Source organism: Roseomonas aerilata DSM 19363 (genome assembly GCF_000711725.1).
GTDB lineage: Bacteria > Pseudomonadota > Alphaproteobacteria > Acetobacterales > Acetobacteraceae > Roseomonas > Roseomonas aerilata.
In genome coordinates this window covers 205,556-226,102 of sequence record NZ_JONP01000001.1, presented here as the reverse complement: position 1 = coordinate 226,102, position 20,547 = coordinate 205,556, and the positions used below count along the sequence as shown (strand labels likewise).

At 73.0% G+C, this 20,547-nt stretch carries 20 protein-coding genes; 8 read left to right on the top strand and 12 right to left on the bottom strand.

Annotation, left to right across the window (positions count from 1 at the left end; translation table 11 throughout):
• Window positions 1-17: 17 nt before the first annotated feature.
• Complete coding sequence (locus BO39_RS01045; protein WP_043829146.1) at window positions 18-2,357, top strand: xanthine dehydrogenase family protein molybdopterin-binding subunit; 2,340 nt, start codon at window positions 18-20, stop codon at window positions 2,355-2,357.
• 125 nt (window positions 2,358-2,482) lie between these two features.
• On the opposite strand, the gene BO39_RS01040 is transcribed toward BO39_RS01045, so the two are convergent.
• The 7 genes from BO39_RS01040 to BO39_RS01010 all read right to left on the bottom strand — a co-directional run bounded on the left by BO39_RS01040 (window position 2,483) and on the right by BO39_RS01010 (window position 9,325).
• Window positions 2,483-3,151: a hypothetical protein gene (locus BO39_RS01040; RefSeq protein ID WP_043829144.1), complete on the bottom strand. Its 669-nt coding sequence runs from the start codon at window positions 3,149-3,151 to the stop codon at window positions 2,483-2,485.
• 141 nt (window positions 3,152-3,292) lie between these two features.
• Window positions 3,293-3,841, bottom strand: coding sequence for an ABC-type transport auxiliary lipoprotein family protein (locus tag BO39_RS01035; protein WP_169742712.1), 549 nt, complete (start codon window positions 3,839-3,841; stop codon window positions 3,293-3,295).
• An 80-nt stretch (window positions 3,842-3,921) separates the two neighbouring features.
• Window positions 3,922-4,950: an MlaD family protein gene (locus tag BO39_RS01030; protein WP_043829140.1), complete on the bottom strand. Its 1,029-nt coding sequence runs from the start codon at window positions 4,948-4,950 to the stop codon at window positions 3,922-3,924.
• On the bottom strand, window positions 4,951-5,745 hold the full coding sequence (locus tag BO39_RS01025) for an ABC transporter ATP-binding protein (RefSeq protein WP_043829139.1): 795 nt from the start codon (window positions 5,743-5,745) through the stop codon (window positions 4,951-4,953).
• Window positions 5,745-6,932 carry an MlaE family ABC transporter permease gene (locus BO39_RS01020; RefSeq protein WP_245614879.1) on the bottom strand — a complete coding sequence of 396 codons (1,188 nt, stop codon included), beginning with the start codon at window positions 6,930-6,932 and terminating at the stop codon, window positions 5,745-5,747. The genes BO39_RS01025 and BO39_RS01020 overlap by 1 nt, the downstream gene beginning before the upstream one ends.
• A complete protein-coding gene (locus BO39_RS01015) occupies window positions 6,929-8,248 on the bottom strand; it encodes a flavin monoamine oxidase family protein (RefSeq protein ID WP_052401268.1) in 1,320 nt (439 codons plus the stop codon). Before BO39_RS01015 ends, BO39_RS01020 begins: the two co-directional genes overlap by 4 nt.
• Before the next feature lie 84 nt (window positions 8,249-8,332).
• Window positions 8,333-9,325 (bottom strand): Bug family tripartite tricarboxylate transporter substrate binding protein, encoded by a 993-nt coding sequence (locus BO39_RS01010; RefSeq protein WP_052401267.1) that lies wholly within the window; start codon window positions 9,323-9,325, stop codon window positions 8,333-8,335.
• 157 nt (window positions 9,326-9,482) lie between these two features.
• Between BO39_RS01010 and BO39_RS01005 the strand changes: the two genes are divergently transcribed.
• Window positions 9,483-10,259, top strand: coding sequence for an SDR family NAD(P)-dependent oxidoreductase (locus tag BO39_RS01005; RefSeq protein ID WP_043829137.1), 777 nt, complete (start codon window positions 9,483-9,485; stop codon window positions 10,257-10,259).
• Window positions 10,260-10,343: 84 nt separating this feature from the next.
• On the top strand, window positions 10,344-10,586 hold the full coding sequence (locus BO39_RS32360; RefSeq protein ID WP_156963358.1) for a hypothetical protein: 243 nt from the start codon (window positions 10,344-10,346) through the stop codon (window positions 10,584-10,586).
• A 68-nt stretch (window positions 10,587-10,654) separates the two neighbouring features.
• On the opposite strand, the gene BO39_RS01000 is transcribed toward BO39_RS32360, so the two are convergent.
• Window positions 10,655-11,659, bottom strand: coding sequence for a Bug family tripartite tricarboxylate transporter substrate binding protein (locus tag BO39_RS01000; protein WP_043829135.1), 1,005 nt, complete (start codon window positions 11,657-11,659; stop codon window positions 10,655-10,657).
• Window positions 11,660-11,767: 108 nt separating this feature from the next.
• Between BO39_RS01000 and BO39_RS00995 the strand changes: the two genes are divergently transcribed.
• Entirely contained in the window at window positions 11,768-11,998 is a 231-nt protein-coding gene (locus BO39_RS00995; RefSeq protein ID WP_043829133.1) for a DUF1289 domain-containing protein, read from the top strand.
• Here BO39_RS00995 and BO39_RS00990 read toward each other — a convergent pair.
• Window positions 11,995-12,747 (bottom strand): TrmH family RNA methyltransferase, encoded by a 753-nt coding sequence (locus BO39_RS00990; RefSeq protein WP_052401266.1) that lies wholly within the window; start codon window positions 12,745-12,747, stop codon window positions 11,995-11,997. The two genes, BO39_RS00995 and BO39_RS00990, sit on opposite strands and share 4 nt — an antisense overlap.
• Window positions 12,748-12,872: 125 nt before the next feature.
• Here BO39_RS00990 and BO39_RS00985 point away from each other — a divergent pair, with 125 nt between their 5' ends.
• Window positions 12,873-13,325: a hypothetical protein gene (locus BO39_RS00985; protein WP_043829131.1), complete on the top strand. Its 453-nt coding sequence runs from the start codon at window positions 12,873-12,875 to the stop codon at window positions 13,323-13,325.
• A 253-nt stretch (window positions 13,326-13,578) separates the two neighbouring features.
• Window positions 13,579-14,442 carry a branched-chain amino acid aminotransferase gene (locus BO39_RS00980; RefSeq protein WP_043829129.1) on the top strand — a complete coding sequence of 288 codons (864 nt, stop codon included), beginning with the start codon at window positions 13,579-13,581 and terminating at the stop codon, window positions 14,440-14,442.
• A 91-nt stretch (window positions 14,443-14,533) separates the two neighbouring features.
• Here BO39_RS00980 and BO39_RS00975 read toward each other — a convergent pair whose 3' ends face one another.
• Complete coding sequence (locus tag BO39_RS00975; RefSeq protein WP_156963356.1) at window positions 14,534-16,435, bottom strand: hypothetical protein; 1,902 nt, start codon at window positions 16,433-16,435, stop codon at window positions 14,534-14,536.
• 264 nt (window positions 16,436-16,699) lie between these two features.
• On the opposite strand from BO39_RS00975, the gene BO39_RS00970 reads away from it, so the two are divergent.
• Entirely contained in the window at window positions 16,700-17,467 is a 768-nt protein-coding gene (locus BO39_RS00970) for an SPFH domain-containing protein (protein WP_043829125.1), read from the top strand.
• Between the two features lie 58 nt (window positions 17,468-17,525).
• Here the strand turns inward: BO39_RS00970 and BO39_RS00965 are convergent, their stop codons facing one another.
• Both BO39_RS00965 and BO39_RS00960 read right to left on the bottom strand, forming a co-directional pair.
• On the bottom strand, window positions 17,526-18,674 hold the full coding sequence (locus tag BO39_RS00965; protein WP_052401362.1) for a 2OG-Fe(II) oxygenase: 1,149 nt from the start codon (window positions 18,672-18,674) through the stop codon (window positions 17,526-17,528).
• Window positions 18,675-18,792: 118 nt separating this feature from the next.
• Window positions 18,793-19,770 (bottom strand): PfkB family carbohydrate kinase, encoded by a 978-nt coding sequence (locus BO39_RS00960; protein ID WP_052401265.1) that lies wholly within the window; start codon window positions 19,768-19,770, stop codon window positions 18,793-18,795.
• Between BO39_RS00960 and BO39_RS00955 the strand changes: the two genes are divergently transcribed.
• The gene (locus tag BO39_RS00955; protein ID WP_043829123.1) at window positions 19,769-20,515 is read left to right on the top strand and encodes an RluA family pseudouridine synthase; all 747 of its coding nucleotides are present in this window, start codon (window positions 19,769-19,771) and stop codon (window positions 20,513-20,515) included. The genes BO39_RS00960 and BO39_RS00955 overlap by 2 nt on opposite strands.
• Window positions 20,516-20,547: the final 32 nt, after the last annotated feature.

Sequence of the window (20,547 nt, the reverse complement as noted above, 5' to 3'; positions counted from 1 at the left end):
ATCAGAGGGACGCGACCATGGCGAAGTTCGGCTTGAGCCAGCCCCTGCGGCGGATCGAGGATCCCCGCCTCCTCATCGGCGGCGGCCGCTACACGGACGACCTGCCCGCCCACGGCATCGCGGCGGGTGCCGCGCGGGGCTACATCCTCCGCTCCCCCCACGCCCATGCCCGCATCCTGTCGATCGACACGGCGGCGGCGAAGGCGCTTCCGGGCGTGCTCGCCGTCCTCACCGGCGCCGACTGGAAGGAGGAAGGCCTGGGCGAGATTCCCTGCGCCGTCCCCATGAAGAACCGCGACGGCTCGCCCCGCGGAAATACCCCCCGCGGCGCCCTGGCCGACGGCTTCGTCCGCCATGTCGGCGACCCCGTCGCCTTCATCGTCGCGGAGACCTACGACGCCGCCCGCGACGCGGCCGAGGCGGTGGAGGTCGAGTACGAAACCCTCCCCTCCATCACCGACCTCGCGACCGCCACAGCTCCCGGCCAGCCGCAGGTCTGGCCGGAGATCGCGAACAATACCGTCTTCGACTGGGAAACCGGCGACCCCGCCGAGACCGAGCGCCTCTTCGCGACGGCCGCCCATGTCACGCGCCTGACCATCGTGAACAACCGCGTCGTCGTCGCCTCCATGGAGGGCCGCGCCGCCCTGGCCGACTACGACCCCGCCACCGAGCGCTTCACGCTCCACGCCGGTACCCAGGGCTCCTGGCCGCTGAAGAGCACGCTGGCCGGCGCCACCTTCGGCATCCCGCCCGAGAAGATCCGCGTCGTCACCCACGATGTCGGCGGCGGCTTCGGGATGAAGATCTTCACCTATCCCGAATACGCCCTCTGCATGATGGCTGCCCGCCGCCTGCACCGCCCCGTCCGCTGGACGAGCGAGCGCACGGAGGCCTTCCTCTCCGACACCCACGGCCGCGACAACATCACCACCGGCGAGATCGCGCTCGACGCGAACGGCAAGTTCCTCGCGCTCCGCACGCGCAACATCGCGAACATGGGCGCCTATCTCTCCACCTACGCGCCCTTCATCCCGACCGCCGCGGGCACGAAGGTGCTCGCCAGCGTCTATGGCTTCCGCGCCATCCACGCGAACGTCATCGGCGTCGCCACCAACACCGTGCCGGTCGATGCCTATCGCGGCGCGGGCCGCCCCGAATCGAACTACATGGTGGAGCGCCTGATCGACGCCGCCGCGCGCGAAACCGGGATCGACCGCGTCGAGCTGCGCCGCCGCAACATGGTCCCGCCCTCCGCGATGCCGCACACCACGCCCGTCGGCCAGACCTACGACTCCGGCGATTTCACTCAGGTGCTCGACCACGCCCTGGCCGCCATCGACTGGCCCGGCTTCTCCGCCCGCCGCGCCGCCTCCGCCGCCAGGGGCCGCCGCCGCGGCATCGGCCTCGCCTACTACCTCGAGGCCACGGGCGGCGCCGACAGCGAGCGCGCCGAGGTCCGCTTCGCCGCCGACGGCATGGTGGAGGTCCTCGTCGGCACCCAGTCCACCGGCCAGGGCCACGAGACCGCCTACGCCATGATCACCGCGAACGAGCTCGGCGTGCCCGTCGAGAAGATCCGCATCATCCAGGGCGACTCCGACGAGATCCCGACCGGCGGCGGCACCGGCGGCGCCCGCTCCCTCTACTCCGAGGGCACCGCCATCCTCGCCACCACCGCGACGGTCATCGACAAGGGCAAGACAGCCGCCTCCGAGGCGCTGGAAGCCGCCCCCGGCGACATCGAGTTCGCCGCCGGCCGCTTCGCCATCGCCGGCACCGACCGCGGCATCGGCATCCTCGAACTCGCGCAGCAGCAGCACGCCCGCGCCGCCCGCGGCGAAACTGTGACCCTGCTCGACGCCGCGGAGGTCGCGGGCATCCCCGCCCACACCTTCCCCAACGGCTGCCACGTGGCCGAGGTCGAGGTGGACCCCGACACGGGCCATATCGACGTCGCCCGCTACCTCGTGGTGGACGATGTCGGCCACGCCCTGAACCCGATGATCGTCATGGGCCAGGTCCATGGCGGCGTCGCCCAGGGAATCGGCCAGGCGATGCTCGAGAACACCGTCTACGACAAGGAGAGCGGCCAGCTCCTCTCCGCTTCCTTCATGGACTACGCCCTCCCCCGCGCGGGCGACCTCCCGCCCATCGAGGTCTCCCTCGTCTCCATCCCCTGTCTGACCAACCCGCTGGGGGTGAAGGGCGCGGGCGAGGCCGGTGCGGTCGGCTCGCCGCCCGCCCTGATGAACGCGCTGGTGGACGCCCTCTCGGCCGACGGCATCACCCATCTCGACATGCCCGCCACCCCCGAGATCGTGTGGAAGGCCCTCGAGACCGCCCGGGCGGCCTGAAGCAGACCTGCCGAATCGGGTCGGGGGCGGCCCCTGCACGCCCCCGCGTTCGGCAACCGCGCCCGTCCCGCGTCCGATGCACGGAAAGGGCCCGCCCGGCAGTGCTGCCGGCGCGGGCCCTTTCTTCAGCGCATCGCCACCACTGTGCCGGTGCCCAGGGCGGGCGGCGCATCCAGGAACCGCAGCGCCGTCACTCGGAACCCATCCCCTTGCCAGGCGAGGTCGAAGGACACCCCAGCCTCCTCCCCGGCCGGCCCGTATTCCAGCCGGAAGGCCATCAGCCCCAGGGGGCGCGCCGCGCGCAGGTTGGAGAGCGCGACCGGGCTCCCCTCCCCGCGTCCGCCGCGGGCCCGCGCCTGCATCCAGGCCGCCACCCGTTCCGGCCGCTCCCAGGAAGCCGCCATGCGGTCGGCCATGCCCGAGAGGAAGCGGCGGGCACCGCCCACTTCCTCCGCCGCGATCTCCGCCTCTAGCCCCGCCCGCAGGCTCGCCAGAGCCACGGGCGCGTCGAACTGCCGCAGAAGGGCCGGGGCGTCGCCCTGTCCTATCGGCGCCGAAATCCGCATCGCCAGCAGCCAGGGGGTTGCGAGCCAGAGCCCGAGCAACATCAACGCCGCGGCCAGCGCTGCCCAAACCTGCACCACCAGTCGAACCCGCCGCGCCGCCGTGCTCCTGGGCGCGGGCCCGGCGAAGCCGCCCTTCCCGCGCGGGGCGTGGCGGGACGCCGCCGCCTGCCGCGCGTCGTACTCGGCCCAGACCTCGTCCCAGATCTCGGCCCGCCGGATGGCGTCCATAGCGCTCGTCCCATCAAACCAGAAACATCATCGCAAAATGCGACGCGTCTCGGTTTTGAGACTGAGCTCCCATGTCTTACCAGCGAGTTAACGTCTCGCCCGATGAGACAATCCCTGGTTCTATGGGACGGCGTACCAGCCTCAGCCGTGGCGGGCGAGGTCTGCCTCCAGCCGCCCCAGCACCAGCCCCAACGCCGCCACCATCCCTGCCGCCTGGGCGTCCGGCCCCAGCGGCCGGTCGGCCGGCACCGGCACCGTCGCCCGCTCGCTGAACTGCGCCACCACGCGCGTGCCGAACTGGCTCGTCTCCCGCAACAGCAGCGCGCTCATCGCCGCCACCGCCTGCCCGGCGCCGAGATCGACATGCAGCGCCAGCAGCTCGCTCTCCATCACCAGGTCCGCATTCCCCCGCGTCCCCGGTGCCAGCACGGCCGCGAAGGTGCCGGATTCCATCAGCCAGCGGCGCAGCGCGTCCTCCGCCGCCTCGGCCGGCGGCGCGGTCCACTCGGCGTAGTATTCCGTGGCCTCCGTCCCGTCCGCGCGGATGGAGCGCAGCAGCCGCCCGTCCAGCCCCGGCGCCGCGCGCGTCAGCCGCATCAGCAGCGTCTTCGTCCCCCGCCGCCGCGGGAGCGCCGCCGGCCGCACCGGCAGTAGCGGGTAGCGCCGCGGCTCCACATAGCTCTGGTTCACCACCCCGCACCCCGCCAGCAGGCCTCCCGTCAAGAGAGGGGCCATCAACAGGGGGGCCGCCAGCAATCCACGACGCCGCATCATCGTCTCCCTCTCGCCCATTCCGGCACCGGCGGAGGCGGCGCCAGCAGCGACGCCCCCGGCGATCGCCGCAGCCCTTCCGTCGTCTCCCGCAGGCTGCCCGAGGCCGCCCGCAGGTCCCTGAGCGTCGGCGACAGGTCGCCGTTGATGTCGCCGACCGTGTTCGTCACCGACCGCGCCGCCGCCTCCACCTGCGCCACCGCCGCCGGCAGCCGCTGCATGCCCTGCTGCAGCCGCTCCATCGCCGCGTTCGCGTTGCGCAGCACGCCCCGCACCTCGGGTCCGCCGACCAGCCCGCGCACCTCGGCCACCGTCGCCCGCAGCTCGCCTGAGAGCCGCGGCAGGTCCAGCTCCGCGACCGTCCGCTGCACCGTATCCAGCGTCTCCGTCGCCGCCCGCGCCGTCCGCGCGAGGTCGCCGTCGTTTACCTGCCGCCGGAGATCCGAGAGCAGCCCCGAGATGTCGCCCAGGATCTGCTCGATCGGAAGGTCGCTCACCCGCTGCGCCAGCGCCTCCGCCACCGAGGTCACCTGCGCCACCGTGCTCGGGATCGAGGGGATCACCGGATATTCCGGCGTCCAGGGCGGCGCCTCCGCGGGGAAGCGCTCCTTGTCCACGAAATCGAGCTCGAGATACCCCACACCCGTGATGCCCGTCGTCGCCAGCCGCGCGCGCAACCCGTTCTCCACCGCACCCTGCACGTTCGGCGTGTCCCGCAGGCGCGAGAGATCGAGCGCGAACCGCACGATCACCCGCTGGAAGGCCGCGGTGAAGTCGTCGCGCGGTGGCGGATAGGAGGTCGCGACAAGGTTGATCTCCGTCACCTGCCCGAGCTGCACGCCGCGGAACCGCACGGCGGCACCCACATCCATCCCCGTCACGCTCTCGCGCACATAGGTCTCGAAGGTCTGCCGGTTCCGCCCGAGCTTGCCCGCCGTGAAGAACAGGACGAAGCCGAGCCCCACCGCCAGCCCAACGATGATGAGCAGCCCGACCCGGAGATAGAGCCTGCGCGAGGTCGCCGGCATCTACTCCGCCTCCCGCCGGAAGAAGCGCCGCACCGTGTCGTTCGGCGGATTTTCGCGAAGTTCCCGCGGATCGCCCTGCGCGATCATCCCCTGCGCCTCCTTATCGAGCATCACGCAGCGATCCCCGATCGCGAGGATCGACTGCAGCTCGTGCGTCACCACCACGAAGGTCGTCCCGAGGTCGCGCGCCAGGTCGCGGATCAGCCGGTCCAGCCCCGCCGAGGTCACGGGGTCGAGCCCTGCACTCGGCTCGTCGAGGAACAGCACCGGCGGGTCGAGCGCCATGGCGCGCGCGATCCCCGCCCGCTTGGCCATCCCGCCCGAAATCTCGGCGGGCAGCCGCGATTCCGCATCCGAGAGCCCCACGAGCCCAAGCTTCATCCGCGCCACGCTCTCCCGCGCCTCGCGCGGCAGGTCGGTATGCGCCTCCAGCGGCAGCATCACGTTCTCCAGCAAGGTCATCGAGCCGAACAGCGCGCCCGACTGCCACATCACACCGAGCTGCCGCAGCAAGGCCCGCCGCGCCTCCCCCGACGCGCGCGCCAGGTGCCCCCCGAGGATGGTCACCTCTCCCGCCGTCGGCTGGTAGAGGCCGATCATGATCTTCAACAGCGTGGACTTGCCGCAGCCCGATCCGCCGAGGATCACGAAGACCTCCCCCGGCGACACCTCGAAGGTCACGTGGCGGAACAGCGTGCGCCCGCCGAAGCCCATCGCGAGGTCGCGCACCTCGATCACCGCCTCGCGCCGCGTCGCCGCGGGCGCCTCCGCCCGGTCCGCGAGAACAGCACCCATCACCAGCCCAACCGGAAGAACAGCACCGCAAAAATCCCGTCCAGAACCACCAGCGCCACGATCCCGCCCACCACGGCCGAGGTGGCAGCATCGCCCACCGCGCGCGGCCCGCTGCCCGCGGAAAGCCCCGCGCGGCAGCCCAGCCCCGCGATCACCAGCCCGAACACCGCCGCCTTGCCCAGCCCGCCCAGCAAGTCGCCGAGCTCGACCCCCACATGGAGCTGGTTGAGCACGAGCTGCACGGGGAAGCCGAGGCTGAGCATCACGCCGGACATGCCCAGCAGGCCCGCCAGGTCCATCAGCAGCGCGAGAACCGGCATCGCGACCGTCGCCGCAACGAGCCGCGGCAGCACGAGCAGCACCATCGGGTCGATGCCCATGATGCGCAACGCGCTCACCTCCTCGTTCACCGTCATGGTGCCCAACTCCGCCGCATAGGCCGAGCCGGTGCGCCCCGCCAGCACCACCCCCGCCAGCAACGGCCCCAGCTCCCGCAGCAGGGAAAGGCCGACGAGGCGCGGGATGAAGATCTCCGCCCCGAACTGCCGCATCGGTATCGAGGACTGGAACGCCAGAATCACGCCGATCAGAACGCCCAGCAGCAGCGTGAGCCCGAAGGCGCGCGTGCCCACCTCGTCCAGGTGCCGCAGCACGTCCGCCACCCGCAGGTCGCGCGGCCGCCGCGCCGCATTCACGATCGTCGCCGAGGCCTCTCCGAGGAAGGCCGCCCCCTGGGCCATGGCCGCGATGCGCCCGACGCCCCAGGCGCCCACCGCCCGCACCGGCCCCAGCCGCGGCAGCGCGTGCCCGGGCCTCGCCGGGGCCCGCACCGCCCCGCGCGACCGCTCGAGAACCGCGCCCACCTTGCGCGAGGCGCCCTCCACCGGCACCTCCCCGCCCGCCGCCGCCTGGGCCGCCAGAACCAGTGCCGCCCCGCTCGTGTCCAGCACTTCCAGCCCCGACAGGTCGATCCGCCGCGCGCCCTCCGCTGCCCGCAGCGCCTCCCGCCAGATCCGCCCGGCGCCCATGCTCGTCAGCCGGCCGGCGAAGCGCAGCACCTCGCCCTCCCGCGTCGCGGTGGGCCGGGCCAAAGACGGCCGCGCCACCGAAGGCGGCGTCTCCGCGCCCGGCGCCGGTTCCTCGGCCGCGGGCTCCTCGCCCGGCGGTGCCTGCTGCGCCTCCGTCACGCCGAAGTGCCGGCTCCGGCCCCCCGCGCCTGGGCACCGGCCCGCAGCAACCCGCGCGAGGCCGCGACCTCCCGCGCCGCCTCGGCCCCGCTCAGCCAGGCCCCGGCCAGGGTGCCGGCAAGGCTCACGTGGCAGGCCTCGCCCGCCAGCCGCAGCCGTCCCCCGCCAACGGACGTCGAGAGCAGCCGCCGCGCCCCCGCCCGCCCCGGTCGCGCCGCCGAATAGGAACCCCGCGCCCAGGGATCCCGCCCCCAGGAGGAAACCACCGCCCCCTCCCGCTGGATCGCGCGGTCCGCCCGCGCGCCATAGATCCGCCGCAGCTCGGAAAGCGCGAAATCGGTCATCGCCGCCTCCCCCTCCCTCGAGAGGTCCCAGGCCAGCGCGCCCCCGGCGAACCCCTCCAGGTGGTCCCGCCCGAAGGGCCAGGCGACGAAGGTCATCGCCCGCTCCCCCTCCTCCAGCCGCCGCTCGATCCCGCCGAAAGCCGGCGAATCCAGCCGGTCCGCGCCCGAGGCCGGCAGCCCCACCTTCTCCAGCAGCCCCAGCGGCAGGTCATGCGCCGCCCCCTCCACCTCGGCCGGCAGTGCCGGGGAGAAGACGATGCCGCCGCCCGCCAGCACGCCGGTCGAGACCGTCACCACCGCGCCCAGCGCCTCCACCGCGCCGAAAGCCCCTTCCGCCCTCACCCGCGCCCCGCCCCAGTCGATCCGCTCGACCGGCGCGCCCAGCACGATGGGCAGGCCTTCCGCCAGCCGTTCAAGCACATGACCGCAACCCTCGCGCGGCAGCAGGTTCGAGCCGTTCAGCAGGGTGGAAAGGTAGTCCTCGAGATCGACCTCGGCGGCCTCCGTCGCCGCGATCACGGGCCCCTCCCAATGCGTCAGCGTCGCGTCCCAGAACCCGCCGCGCGGCGCCGCATCGGCCATGCTGAGCGCGCGCCCCTCCGCCCGCGCCTCCGCCAGCCGCACCGCGATTCCCCATTCCCGCTCCGCCCGCTCATAGGCGGCCATCTCCGCCCCATCCGCCCAGCGCCCGCCCATCCAGACGCGGGAGCTGCGAACGGCGTCGTGGTCGAACAGCTCCAGCCCCGCCGCCTCGGCCAGCGGCACCAGCGGGTTGGACTGCGCGGCGTGCAGCCAGGTGGCACCAAGATCCATCGGCGCGCCCAGCGTGTGGCTCGTCACCGCGCGCCCGCCGACCCGCCCCCGCGCCTCCAGCACCCGCACCGAAAGGCCGAGGAGGAGCGCCTCCCGCGCCGCGGCGATCCCCGCCGCCCCCGCGCCCACCACCAGAAGATCGACCGCACCCGTGCTCATGCGGTGCTAATGGGTCCTCCCGGCCGAGGTTGCCACCTCGGCTCCCCAACTGTTTCATTCCGACGCACGAGAAATCCGCCCCGATCAGTCGAGCTTCACGCCCGACATCTCGACCAGCCGCTGCCAGGCCGGCGTCTCCCGCGCCACCCGCTCGGCCAGAGCGGCCGGGCTCTCGCTCACCATCACCTCGTAGCCCAGCGGCCGCAGCCGCTCGACCAGCACCGGGTCCGCCGCCACCTGCCGCACCGCCTGGAACAGCCGCGCCACCACCGGCTCCGGCGTGCCCGCCGGCAGCATGAGCGCATTCCAGGCGAGGAGGTCGAGTTCCCCCAGCCCGAGATCGGCGAACTCCCCCATCCCCGGCACGTCCGGCGCGAAATCCATCCGCGCGCGGGAGGACAGCACGAGCGGCTTGAACTTTCCGGCCGTCACCTGCGGCATCAGCGCCGGCGTCACGTCGAACATCATGTCGATCGTGCCCGAGAGCAGGTCCGCGATCGCCGGCCCGCCGCCGCGATAGGGCACGTGCAGGATCCGCGCCCCCGCCAGTTCGTTCACCGCCCCGATCACGAGGTGCGACGAGGTCCCGGGCCCCGAGGACCCCATCTTCACCTCGTCCGGATGCGCCTTCGAATAAGCAACAAGCGCCCGGAAATCCGTCCACCCCCGCCGCTGCGCCACCTCCGCGTTCACCACGCAGATGAGCGCGCCCGAGGTGATCAGGCTCAGCGGCTGGAGATCCTTCACGGGGTCGAAGGGCAGGCGGTTGTACAGGGTGGGATAGGCCGTCATCGTCACCCCGCCGATCACCCCGATCACCGTCCCGTCCGGCGTCCCCTTCGCCACCGCGTCGGTGCCAAGGATGCCGCCCGCGCCCCCGCGGTTCTCCACCACCACGTTCTGCCCCAGCGCCGGCCCCAGCCGCTCCGCCACCAGCCGCCCCAGCAGGTCGATCGCCCCGCCGGGCGGGAAGGGAACCACCACCCGCACCGCGCGCCCGCCCGCCACGGGCTGCCCCATCGCGGGCAGCGCCGGCATCGCGGCCAGCCCCGCCATCAGGTTTCGGCGCCGCATCATCGCTCTCCCCATCGCCATGCGCGCCCAGCTTGGCCGGGACGCGCGCGCCACGCCACGCCAATCGGCCGCACCTGCACGGGGCGCCACCCGCGCCCCGCCTGGGGCGACACCGCTGCCCACCTAAGCCATCATCCCCCGGCACAAGAAGGAACCATCCATGGCCATCACCGGGGAACTCAGCGGCCGCCGCGCCGTCGTCATGGGCGGGAGCCGCGGCATCGGCCGCTCCATCGCCCTCGCCCTCGCCGGGGCGGGCGCCGCCGTTTCCCTCTGCGCCCGCGGCGCGGACGCGCTGGAGGCCGCCCGCGCCGAGGTTGCCTCCCTCGGCGGCACCGCCCACGCCGCCCCCTGCGACCTCGCGGACGCCGAGGCCATCGCCCGCTACGTCCCTGCCGCGGCCGAGGCGCTCGGCGGCATCGACATCCTCGTCAACAACGCCTCCGGCTTCGGCCGCCGTGACGACGAGGAGAGCTGGGCCGCCTCCATCTCGGTGGACATCCTGGCCGTCGTCCGCGCCAGCGCCGCCGCCCGCCCCTACCTCGAGGCCTCCCCGGCCCGCGAAGCGGGCGGCACCGGCATCGTCAACATCGCCTCGATCTCGGCGCTGCGCGCCACGAAGCGCAACCCACCCTATGGCGCGGCCAAGGCAGCGGTGATGCAGTACACCTCCAGCCAGGCCCGCATCCTCGCGGCGAGCGGCATCCGCGCCAACTGCGTCGCCCCCGGTTCCGTCGAGTTCCCCGGCGGCACCTGGGAACGCCGCCGCACCGAGGACCCCGCCCTCTACGACGCCACCCTCGCCTCCATCCCCTTCGGCCGCATGGGCCGGCCCGAGGAGGTGGCCGAGGCCGTCCTCTTCCTCGCCTCCCCGCGCGCGAGTTGGATCACTGGCCAAACCCTGATCGTGGACGGCGGACAGCTGCTGGGCGCGTGACGCCAGCGCACACCAGACAGATCTTTCCGTCCGAAGCCCGTTTGTCGCTGGTCAAGGCAGGGGGAACTCTTTATCCCCAGCAGAATGAACAAAACATCGCGAGGACAGGATGCCCCCGATGCCTCTCCGACCGGCACCCGCCCGCCGCGACGAAAGCCCGTTCCGCTGAGCACGCCCACCCCTCCCGGCCTCAGTGAAGCGGGTGAGGCGAGCCGCGCCGCCCGCATCGTCCTCGACCTGGCTCATGGCGCGGAGGTCCAGGGCAATGCCGCCCTGGCCACCCTCCTCCGCAGCCTCTCGACCCGGCTGGCCAGCCGGCGCCGGTAACCGCGGGAAGAGGAAGAGTTCTTCCTCCTCCCGGATCTGCGCGTCCGCCCGGAGAGGGCAGCGCCCTCTCAGTCCAGCGTCGCGCCCGAGGCCTCCACCAGCCCCTTCCACACCGCGTCCTGCTGCGCGAGATAGGCCGCATAGGCCGCCGGCGTCTCGTCCCAGACCGGCGTGAAGCCCAACGGCTCCAGCCGGCCGCGGAAATCGTCCGACTTCACCACCTGCAGGATCGCCGAGTGCAGCCGCTCGATCACCGGGGCCGGCGTGCCCGTCGGCACGTTCACGGCGTACCAGCTCTGCATGTCGATCCCCGCGCCCGGCAGCAGCTCCTTCATGCCCGGCACGTCCTTCAGCTCCGGCACGTAGCCCACGCGCTCGGCGCTTCCCACCGCCAGCGCCCGGAACCGCCCCTCCCGCACATGCGGCATCAGCGCCGGGATCACGTCGAACATCATGTCGATGTTGCCCGAGACGAGGTCCGAGATGGCCGGCCCGCCGCCGCGATACGGCACGTGGGTGATGTCGATCCCCGCCGCCCGACACACGGAGGAGAGCGTCAGGTGGCTCACCGTCCCGGTGCCCGAGGAACCCATGGTGATCTTCCCCGGGTCCTTCTTCGCGGCTGCGACGAGATCGGCGAAGGTTTGCCAGGGCCGCTGCGCGTTCACCACCAGCAGCACCGTCCCGGTCGTCACGCGCGTCACGGGCGCGAGGTCCCGCACCGGGTCGATCGGCATGGAGCGGCGATAGAGGTACTTGTTCGCCGCCATGATCGAGACGGCCGCGAGCAGCAGCGTGTAGCCGTCCTTGTCGGAGCGCGCGACGAACTCCGCCCCGATGTTCCCCCCGGCGCCGCCGCGGTTGTCCACCACCACGGACTGGCCGAGCGCCGGCTGCAGCCGCTCCGCCAGGACACGCCCGGTGATGTCCACCGCCCCGCCCGGCGCGAAGGGCACCACGAGGCGGGGGGAGCGGTTGGGATAGGGCGCCTGGGCCAGGGCATAGGGGGCCAGGGCCGGGACGGCGAGCGGCAGGGCGGCCGCGCCGAGAAGGCTGCGGCGACGGATCGTCATGGGGCGGGACTCCGGGTCTTCGATGCCCCGCATTTCGCCCCGCGGGCCCGCCGCGGCAACCCCCGCCCCCGCCGCGCCTTCCTTCCGCGAACCGGCAGAAGCACCCCGATGGACCCGAACGAGCGCCCCTGCATCAAGATCTGCGAGTACGAGAACGCCACGGGCTGGTGCTTCGCCTGCGGCATGACGAAGCCGGAGCGCAAGGCCTGGAAGCGCTTTCCCGGCTACCGCGCCGCCATCCGCCAGTCCCTCCCCGCCCGCCTCCTCGCCCTCGCCGCGGAGGGCCACCGCACCGGCCTCGCCGCCCGCGGCAAGCGCCGCGAAGCCATAGAGGCCTAGCGCCGCGCCGAAAGCGCGTGGATGAGCACCGCCGCCGCGACCGAGACGTTCAGGCTCTCCACCCGTCCCGAGCCCGGCAGCGTCACCCGCGCGTCGCAGGCGGCAGCCACCGCTTCCGAAACCCCCTCCTCCTCGTTCCCGAGCACGAGCGCGACGCAGGATGCGGGCGGCAACCGCTCCGGCGCCACCCCGCCCGCCGCCACCGCCGCCACCGTCATCACCCCAAGGCGCGGCAGGGCGGAAACGAGGTCCGGCGCCCGCCAGAGGCTCAGCACCTCCAGCCCTCCCTCGCTCGTCCGAAAGGCCGCGTCCGAGAGCCCTGCCCCCCGCGGATCCCCTGAAACCACCATCCCGATGCAGCCGAAGAAGGCGGCCGAGCGGGCGATCGCGCCCAGGTTGTGCGGGTTGGAAACCCCGTCCAGCACCGGCAGCACCGGCGCCACCCGCAGCGCCGGCGCCAGCGGCAGCACCAGCTCCGGCACCCTCCGCCGCGTGGCGACCGCCACGATCCCCCCGTGGTGCACGGTGCCCGCCACCCGCGCCAGCTCCTCCTCCCCCACCTCCCGGTAGGGGCGGCGCATCCCCGCCAGCACCGCGCAGAACGGGTTCGCCTCCCGCCGGCGGGAGGGAAGGTGGAACAGCCGCAGCACGTCCCGCGGCCGCCGCGCGAAGACGGCCGAGACGGCGGCCAGGCCGCAGAGCCGGTCCGGCTCCGGCGGCCGCCTGGCGGAAGGGGACGGACGATCCATCCCGCCCATCCACACCGCCCCCCGGCCCCGGTCAAGCCGAAGCCCGGGGCCGGCGAGCAAAACCGATCCTTAAGCCCTGCGTGCGATGCTGCGCCGACCCGATCCGACACGAGGGGCAGATCTCGATGCAGCTTGGCTACGGTACCGACGGAAAACCCTATGTCTCGCGCTACGAGGTCGGCGACCTCGTCCGCCTGCGCGTGAACGAGAGCGGCGACCACGCGATGGGCAAGGCCGGCCAGTGGGGCAGCGTCACCGCCGTTCAGGACCGGCCCGGCGGCCTTCTCGACATCCAGCTCGCCGGCTACTCTGAGGGAAAGACCTCCGCCCTGCAGCGCCTCACCGGCATCTCCCGCAGCATCGTCATCCCCTGCGGGCCCAGCGGCGCGCCCCTCGACCTGCCGGCCCGTTACCGGAGTCAGGAATTCAGGTCCTCGGGGCCGCAGGCGCACCAGAGCGTCGTCGTGAACACCACCGCCGCCTTTCCCGCCTGGGCCGCCTCCCTCATCGTCGCCGGATGCACCCTTATCCTCGTGGTCGCCGCCGGCATCGCCGCGAAGAACTTCGGCCTTCTCTGACTGATCGTTGGCCGGTCAGGCGTACACCGCCCGATCAGACCGCCTCAAACATCGCGGCGCCCCATCCCTCACGCCCATCATGGGGCGGATCACACCGACCCCGGAGAGAACCATGACCCCGGCAGCGGGCAGCCTCCAAACCGGCGCTTGACCTGAAAACCCCGATTAGAGAACGGCCCCTAAGAGCGGGGTTCACCGTCCACCCCGCGGCGTGGCAGGTTCCGCCCCCCTTCAGCGTCACGGGAGAGAAACCATGGCCGGCGTCTTCTGGCATCTCGGCAACTGGTCCACCGAGGAGCCCAAGATCCTCGGCCCTATGGACCACGCCTTCTGGCTCGGCTCCGTCATCTTCGACGGCGCCCGCGCCATCCGCGGCACCGTGCCCGACCTCGACCTCCACTGCCGCCGCTGCGTCCAGTCCGCCCGCAACATGCTCATGGAACCAACCATGACCGCGGAGGCGATCGAGGAACTCTGCCGCGAGGGCGTCCGCCGCATGGGCCCCGACGCCGAGCTCTACATCCGCCCGATGTTTTTCGTCAGGAAGGGCCTCGGCGCCGCCCAGCCCGACCCCACGAGCACGGAATTCATCCTCTCGATCTACGACGCGCCCCTGCCGCCCGCGACCGGCTTCTCGGCCATCACCGCCCCCTTCCGCCGCCCCGCCGCCGACATGGCGCCGACGGATTCGAAGGCCAGCGCCCTCTACCCCAACTCCGCCCGCGCCACCGCCTGGGCCAAGAAGCACGGCTTCGACATGGCCGTGGTGCTCGATGAGGCCGGCAACGTCGCCGAATTCGCCTCCGCCAACATCATGATGGTCAAGGACGGCGTGGTGATGACCCCGGCCGCCAACGGCACCTTCCTCGCCGGCATCACCCGCGCCCGCATCATCGACCTGCTGCGCAAATCCGGCCGCGAGGTGCGCGAATGCACCGTGACCACCGCGATGCTCGACACCGCCGACGAGATCTTCGCCACCGGCAATTTCGGCAAGGTCCAGCCCTGCACCCGCTACGCCGAGAACCACATGCAGCCCGGCCCCGTCGCTGCCGAGGCTCGCCGCCTCTACTTCGACTGGGCCGAGACCGCCCGCATCCTGCCGAAGGCCGCCTGACTACCCGGCGGGGAAGCCCCCCGCTGGCCCCGCCGCACCGACACGGTGTCCAGATCTCCCGCCACCGCGGCCCTGCTCGCCAGGCGGAACATCACCCGGGGCGCTCCGTCCCGGCCGCCCGCGCGCATTCCCGCATGTCCAGCCCCCGCGGCACTGCCAACTCCGCCGTCCAGGGCCTGACGGCGGAGAGCAGCACGCCGAGCAACCGCCGGTCCTCGCTCGCTCCTGACGCCAGGGGGCTCACCGCGTCGGGCGTCTCCAGGACCAGCACCGCCTCCCGGCCACCGGACCCGACCCACCCAGGGGCGCCCGCGTCCCAGGGCACCAACAGGTCCAGCGGCTCACTGCCCAACCGCATCTCGCAGGCCGTCCCGTCGCCCAGTCGCGCCACCACGCGCTGCGCTCCGCCGGCGGCGGGCACATAGGCCGCAAGGGTCAGCACCATCCCCCGGCTGCCCTCCTGCCCGGCCAGCACCAGCAATCCGCCCGGCCCCACCGTCCAGCGTCCCCGCTCCTCCGGCCCGGACCAGCCCAGGAACTCCACCGAGCGAGCCGGCGGCGCGAAGGGCATCGGCCGGCAGGCCAGCCCGAGCGCCGCCAAGCCCTCCCGGTACGCAGCCAGGTAAACCTCGGGTGGAAGAGCGGTCGCCGGTGGCCGGTGCCACCAGATCTCCCGTCCCAGCATCTCCATCACCACCGCGTTCGTACCCAGCCCCTCCGAGGGCCGGCAGGCAGCCTCGCGCAACAGGGCGAAGGGCCGCTCCCGAACAAACATCTCCCGTGCCGTCGCCCGGTTCTGCAGGAAGCTGGAGGCGCCGAGCACCCCCACGCCCAGCGCGCAAAGGAGCGAGACAGCCCGCCGCGCCCCCGGCCTCGCCCAAACGGCGCGCAGGAGAGCCGCGATCCCCACCGCCGCGGCCGCACCCATGCCCAGCGCGGCGATCCGCGAATCGACGTAGGTGCAGTCTCCGGCCCGGCACCAGCTCTGATACTTCTCGGTCAGCGCGTGCGGCAGCGTGTTCAGCCAGGCCCAGGCGAGGCAGGCCAGCACCACCCGGACGGCCAGGCCCGCGGTCAGCCTCGCCGCCAGGGCCGGCAGCAGCCGCCAGCCCAGCCAGGTCCCGCAAACAAGGACACCCAGCGCCATGACCATGTCCCTGCGCCCAAGCCCGGAGAGCCCGCGCCAGGGCGCGCCAAGCGTCGGAAGGCTCGTCCCGTGGAAAGCGTGCAGCGCCTGGAGCCGGACGACATCCCACAGCCCGGGCCACGCGATCATGTTGCCGCCATACGCGCTCGGATGGATCGCGCGATAGGCAACATAGGCCACGGCAGCCAGCAGCAGCGGAGGACCGTGCAGCCGCACCGCCCGCCAGCGCCGCCCCGCCGGTGCCGAGAGCACCACCAGCGCGGCGAGCCCGGCCCCGGCGACGAGACTGTACTCAAGCATCAGCATCAGCGCGGCCAGTCCGCCCGCCCCGGCCAGCAACGCCATGCCCGAGCGCCCCCCGCCCTCGCCCATCCAGATGTGCAGCACGACCAGCGCCGCGAGCGGCAGCGTGAGCATCAGTGGGTAGGCGTTCGGCGGCATGTGGTGAGCCGCGACAGGGGCGAGGCAGAGCGCCATCAACAGCCCCGCCCGCGTGAGAGGCACGCCCAGCCGCCGGGCGAGCAGGTGGCCGAAGGCGAGCATCAGCCCGCCGAAGAGCCCCACCACCAGCACCCGCCCCCAGGCATATTCCGGCAGCATCGTGCCGAGCATCACCAGCGGCATGGCCGGGTAGAGCCCGATCCGCCCCTGGGCCTCCGCCAGCAGGTGGATGGCCTCGCCCAGCGCCGCGGGGCGGCCCGCGTTGCTGAGCACCGCGTACTGCCAGAAGTTGTCGTCCGCCGTCTGGTGGAAGGCCGCGAGAAAAGGGGAAAGCTGCAGCAGCGCAAAGGCAAGCAGCACTGCGTCGAGCAGCAGCGCGCCCAGCCGCGGCGGCAAGAACGGCACGGCGATCGGGACGCCTCCCACAACCGGCCTCGCCGCGCTGGGCGCTAGACCGGAAGGTTCGGGCCAGAAGCGCATGAGCCCCGCTAGCACCGGACCGGTGCCTCAAAAAGTCATCTTTCTCCAATTCTTCGTAACATTACGGCTAGTTTTCGTTGCTTACCGGAAACGCATTCTCTGGCCGTGGGTTGATGCCATGCACCTCAACCAACCCCACCGCCCGGACCGATCACCCGTGCGGAGAACTGGAGCACGCGCGCCGCCACCATGCCCCGGGACAATCACGACCCCGCCGCCACGAGCACCGGCCACCAGGCGAAGCGGCGCCCGCGCGCCCTGCCCATCCTCCTCGGCATCGCGGCCCTCCTCGTCCTCGGCGCCCTTGCCGATCGCATGATCAGCATCCGCCCCGGCGCCACCCAGCGCATCATCGTCAGCCGCGGCGGCGAGGTCGTTGCCCTCTACGGCCCCGGCCAGCGCGGCTTCGCCAATCCCTGGACCGACACCCGCGCGGTGGTCGAGATGTCGCTCTCCAACACCGACCGCAGCGCGCCCGACCGCGGCATGCCAGCCCTGACGGCCGAGGGCCTTCCCGTCACCCTCTACGGCACCGCCTTCTGGCACCACGGGGAGGAAGCCGACCTTCGCTGGCGCTTCAGCCATATCCGCGGGGACGCCGACCTCATGCCGCCCCTCATGGCCGCCTCCGTCGCCGCCGTCCTCGGCCGCACCTCCATGGAGGCCGCCATTCGCGACGCCGCCGCCCTCCAGGCCGCCCTCACCGAGGACCTCCGCGCCCGCGCCCGCGCCCTGCTGCATATCGAGGTCGCCGGCTTCACCGTTACCCGCCTCGACCCCGGCGAGACCTACCGCCAGGTCGTCGCCGAGCGCGAGCTCGGCCGGGCCCGCGCCGCGGCCATCGCGGCCTCCCCCGCCGTGACCGGGGACAGCCCCAACGCGGTCGAGGTGGAACGCATCCGCCGCTGGGACGGGCGCGGAGTCATCCCGGAATTCCCGGCCCGCGCGGCACCTTGACCGGCTGGCCCTTGCTGGAGGGACCGGCCGAGCGACTCCCCACCGGGCAAAGCCGCGCTCATCCCTCCGCGGCCGCTTCCTCTCCCGCGGCCCCGATGAACCGGCGCCCCTCCTCCCGCACCTTCGCCGCCGCCTCGTCGTAGAGGAAGGGAAGCGTCGCGTAGCGCACCCCGCGCGTCACCCGCCCCGCCTCGTGCAGCAGCGAGCAGGAAAAGACCACCGCGCCCCCCATCGGCGGCCGGTAGCGCCGCGTGCCGAACTCAGGGAACCACAGGTCCCCGCCGTCGAAGTCGTCGTTCAGGTTGATGCTGACCGCGAAGCGCCGATGCGCCGTGCCCCGCGTCGTGTTGTCACGATGCGCACGGAAATGCCCGCCATCGGCCGCGTCGTAGCAGGCGACGATGTAGCGCTCGATCCGCGTCGCCCGGAACTGGAAGGCGCGGTGGATCTCCGGCACCAACCGCCGCGTCAGGCGCTCGCGCAGCGCCGCCCGCACCCCCTCGTCCTCGATCGTGAGGTCCTTCCGCCGCTTGTGGTAGGCGTCGAGCATCGGCACCGTCCGCCCGTCCACCTCCCGCATGAAGCCGCTCTCGTTGCCCCCCACCCTGTCGTAGAGCGCGACCAGTTCCCGGCAGAACCCCGGCTCCAGAACCCGCGGCAGCACCAGAACGGGGGCCGGAACCTCCATCCCCGCGTGCAGACCGGGCGCCGGCAGCCCCTCCAGCACCCCGACCAGCCGCCCGATCTCCGCGATCGGCGCGGAGTCCAGCACCCGCAACAAGGGGTCCAGCAACAGGGCGAAGGGCGCATAGCCCGGCCGCTCCCCCGCTGGCGCGGGGACGAAGGCCGCGTAGGCGCGGCTCACCGCGAGATCATGGTCGCGGATCACCCGCAGCCCCGGCAACGCATCCGCCATGGCCGGCGCCGCATCCCCGGGGTCCGCCGTCACCGCGAAGGCACAGGCCCGCGCATCGTCGAGCAGCCCCGCCGCCCGTGCCCGCCGCAACGCCTCCCACCCCGACGCCGAGGCCGGATGGGACCGCGACCCGAGAAAGGCGAGCAGCACATAGCGCCCCGCCACGCTGTCGAAGGCGTAGCGCGGATTCCCATCCGTCGCCGCCCGGAAGACCGGCACCGGATCGCCCGGCCGGAACCGCTCGAGGGGCAGGACGCGAGACGGGCGCGGCGGGGCTTCGGCGTCGGACATGTCCAGGACTTTGCGATCGGCGTCGGAAGGCCGGACCATACCAACCCGCGCGCCGTTTCGACAGAGATCCCAATCCGAAAGCCCAACGTAAGGTGACGCCCGAGGGAGCCCCGCCCCCTCAGGCCTTCCGCCGCACCCGGATCGGCGGCACGTCCGTCTCCCCCGCCAGCAGCTCCTCCAGCATCGCCCGGTCCGGCGTCCGACCGTCCCGCGCCCGCAGCGCCCCCGCCGCCGAGGCGAAGCGCAGCGCCTCCTCCATCCCCTGCCCCTCCGCGATGGCGAGGGCGAAAGCGCCGTGGAACACGTCCCCCGCCCCGGTCGTGTTCGTCGCATCCACCGGGAAAGCCGGCCGCCGCGCCGGCGCCTCCATCCCCGGCGAGAGCCAGAGCGTCCCCTTCTCCCCCAGCGTCACCGCGGCCAGCTTCAGCGGACCCGTCCGCAACGCCCGCGCCAGCCCCTCCTCCGGCGGCACACCGGGCGCGAAGATGGTCAGCCCGGTCTTGGCGAAGATCGCGTGGTCGGTCAGCGGCACGAGCTGGCGCAGGATCCTCTCCTCGCTCTTCTCCGCATCCATCGCGCTCGGCACCCCCGCCTCCCGCGCGCGCCGGAACACCACCTCCGCCGCTTCGGGCCAGCGGGGATCGCAGAGCACGCAGCCCGCCTCCGAAAGCCGGTCCAGCGGCAGGGCGGAGGGATCGGTCGGCAGCCGCTCCCCACGATAGGTCACGATGCTCCGCTCCCCCACCTTGTCCACGATCACGGCCGAGAGCGGCGTCCGCGCCCCCTCCGCCATCACGAGGCCGGAGGCATCCACCCCCTCCGACTCCAGCGCGTGCCGCAACTCCTCCCCCGCCTCGTCGCGCCCCACGCGCCCCCAGAACACCGCCCGCCCGCCGAGCCGCGCGACCGCGATCGCCGCATTCGCCGCCATCCCGCCCACGCTCATGGAATAGGCCCGCGCCGTGGTCTTGGAGGGCGGCGGCTCCACCTCGTCCACGCGGAAGGTATGGTCCGTCACCACCTGCCCCACGCAGATCACCAGCGCGCCACCCTGCCCCTTCACGCCAGCCCCACCGGAAACACCCCCACCCGACATGCGCGACCCCTCTTCCCTGCCCGGCTGGCTCGCCGCGCGAATCCTTCACATCCGGCCCGACGCCATGGTGATCGACAAGCCCGCCGGCCTGCCCGTCGATCCCGGCCGCCCGCACCCCGGCCGTCCACCCAAGCCCAGCCTTGAGGATTGGTTGCCCCTCCTCCAGCTCGGCCGCCGCCACCCGCCGCAGCCCATCCATCGCCTGGACACCGACACGGCCGGCTGCCTCCTCCTCGGCCGCACCCGCCCCTCCCTCGGCGCGCTCGGCGCCCTTTTCGCGGAAAAGCGCGCCGGGAAAACCTACTGGGCCATCGTCGCCGGCCGCCCACCGGGCGAGGGCGGAACCCTCGACGCCCCACTCCGCAAGACGAGCACGCGGGAGGGCGGCTGGCGCATCGAGTCCCACCCCCAGGGCCAACCCGCCCGCACCGCCTGGCGCCTGGCCGGCACCGCCGGCAGCGGCAACAACGCCCTCTCCTGGCTCGAACTGCGCCCCGAGACCGGCCGGACGCACCAACTGCGCGTCCACTGTGCCCTGCTCGGCTGCCCCATCCTCGGCGATCCCGTCTATGGCGGCGCTGCCTCGGTTAACGGGCGGGCGGCCGGCGTGATGCACCTGCTCGCCCGCTCCCTCTCCCTGCCGCTCGACCCGCCCCTGCTGGCCACGGCGCCCATACCGGATGCGATGGCCGCCGCCTTCGCCCTCTGCGGCGCCCCAGGCGACTCGCGGCACACAGCCGGTTGAAATCGGGCCCATTCACAAAGGTTTGACTTTTC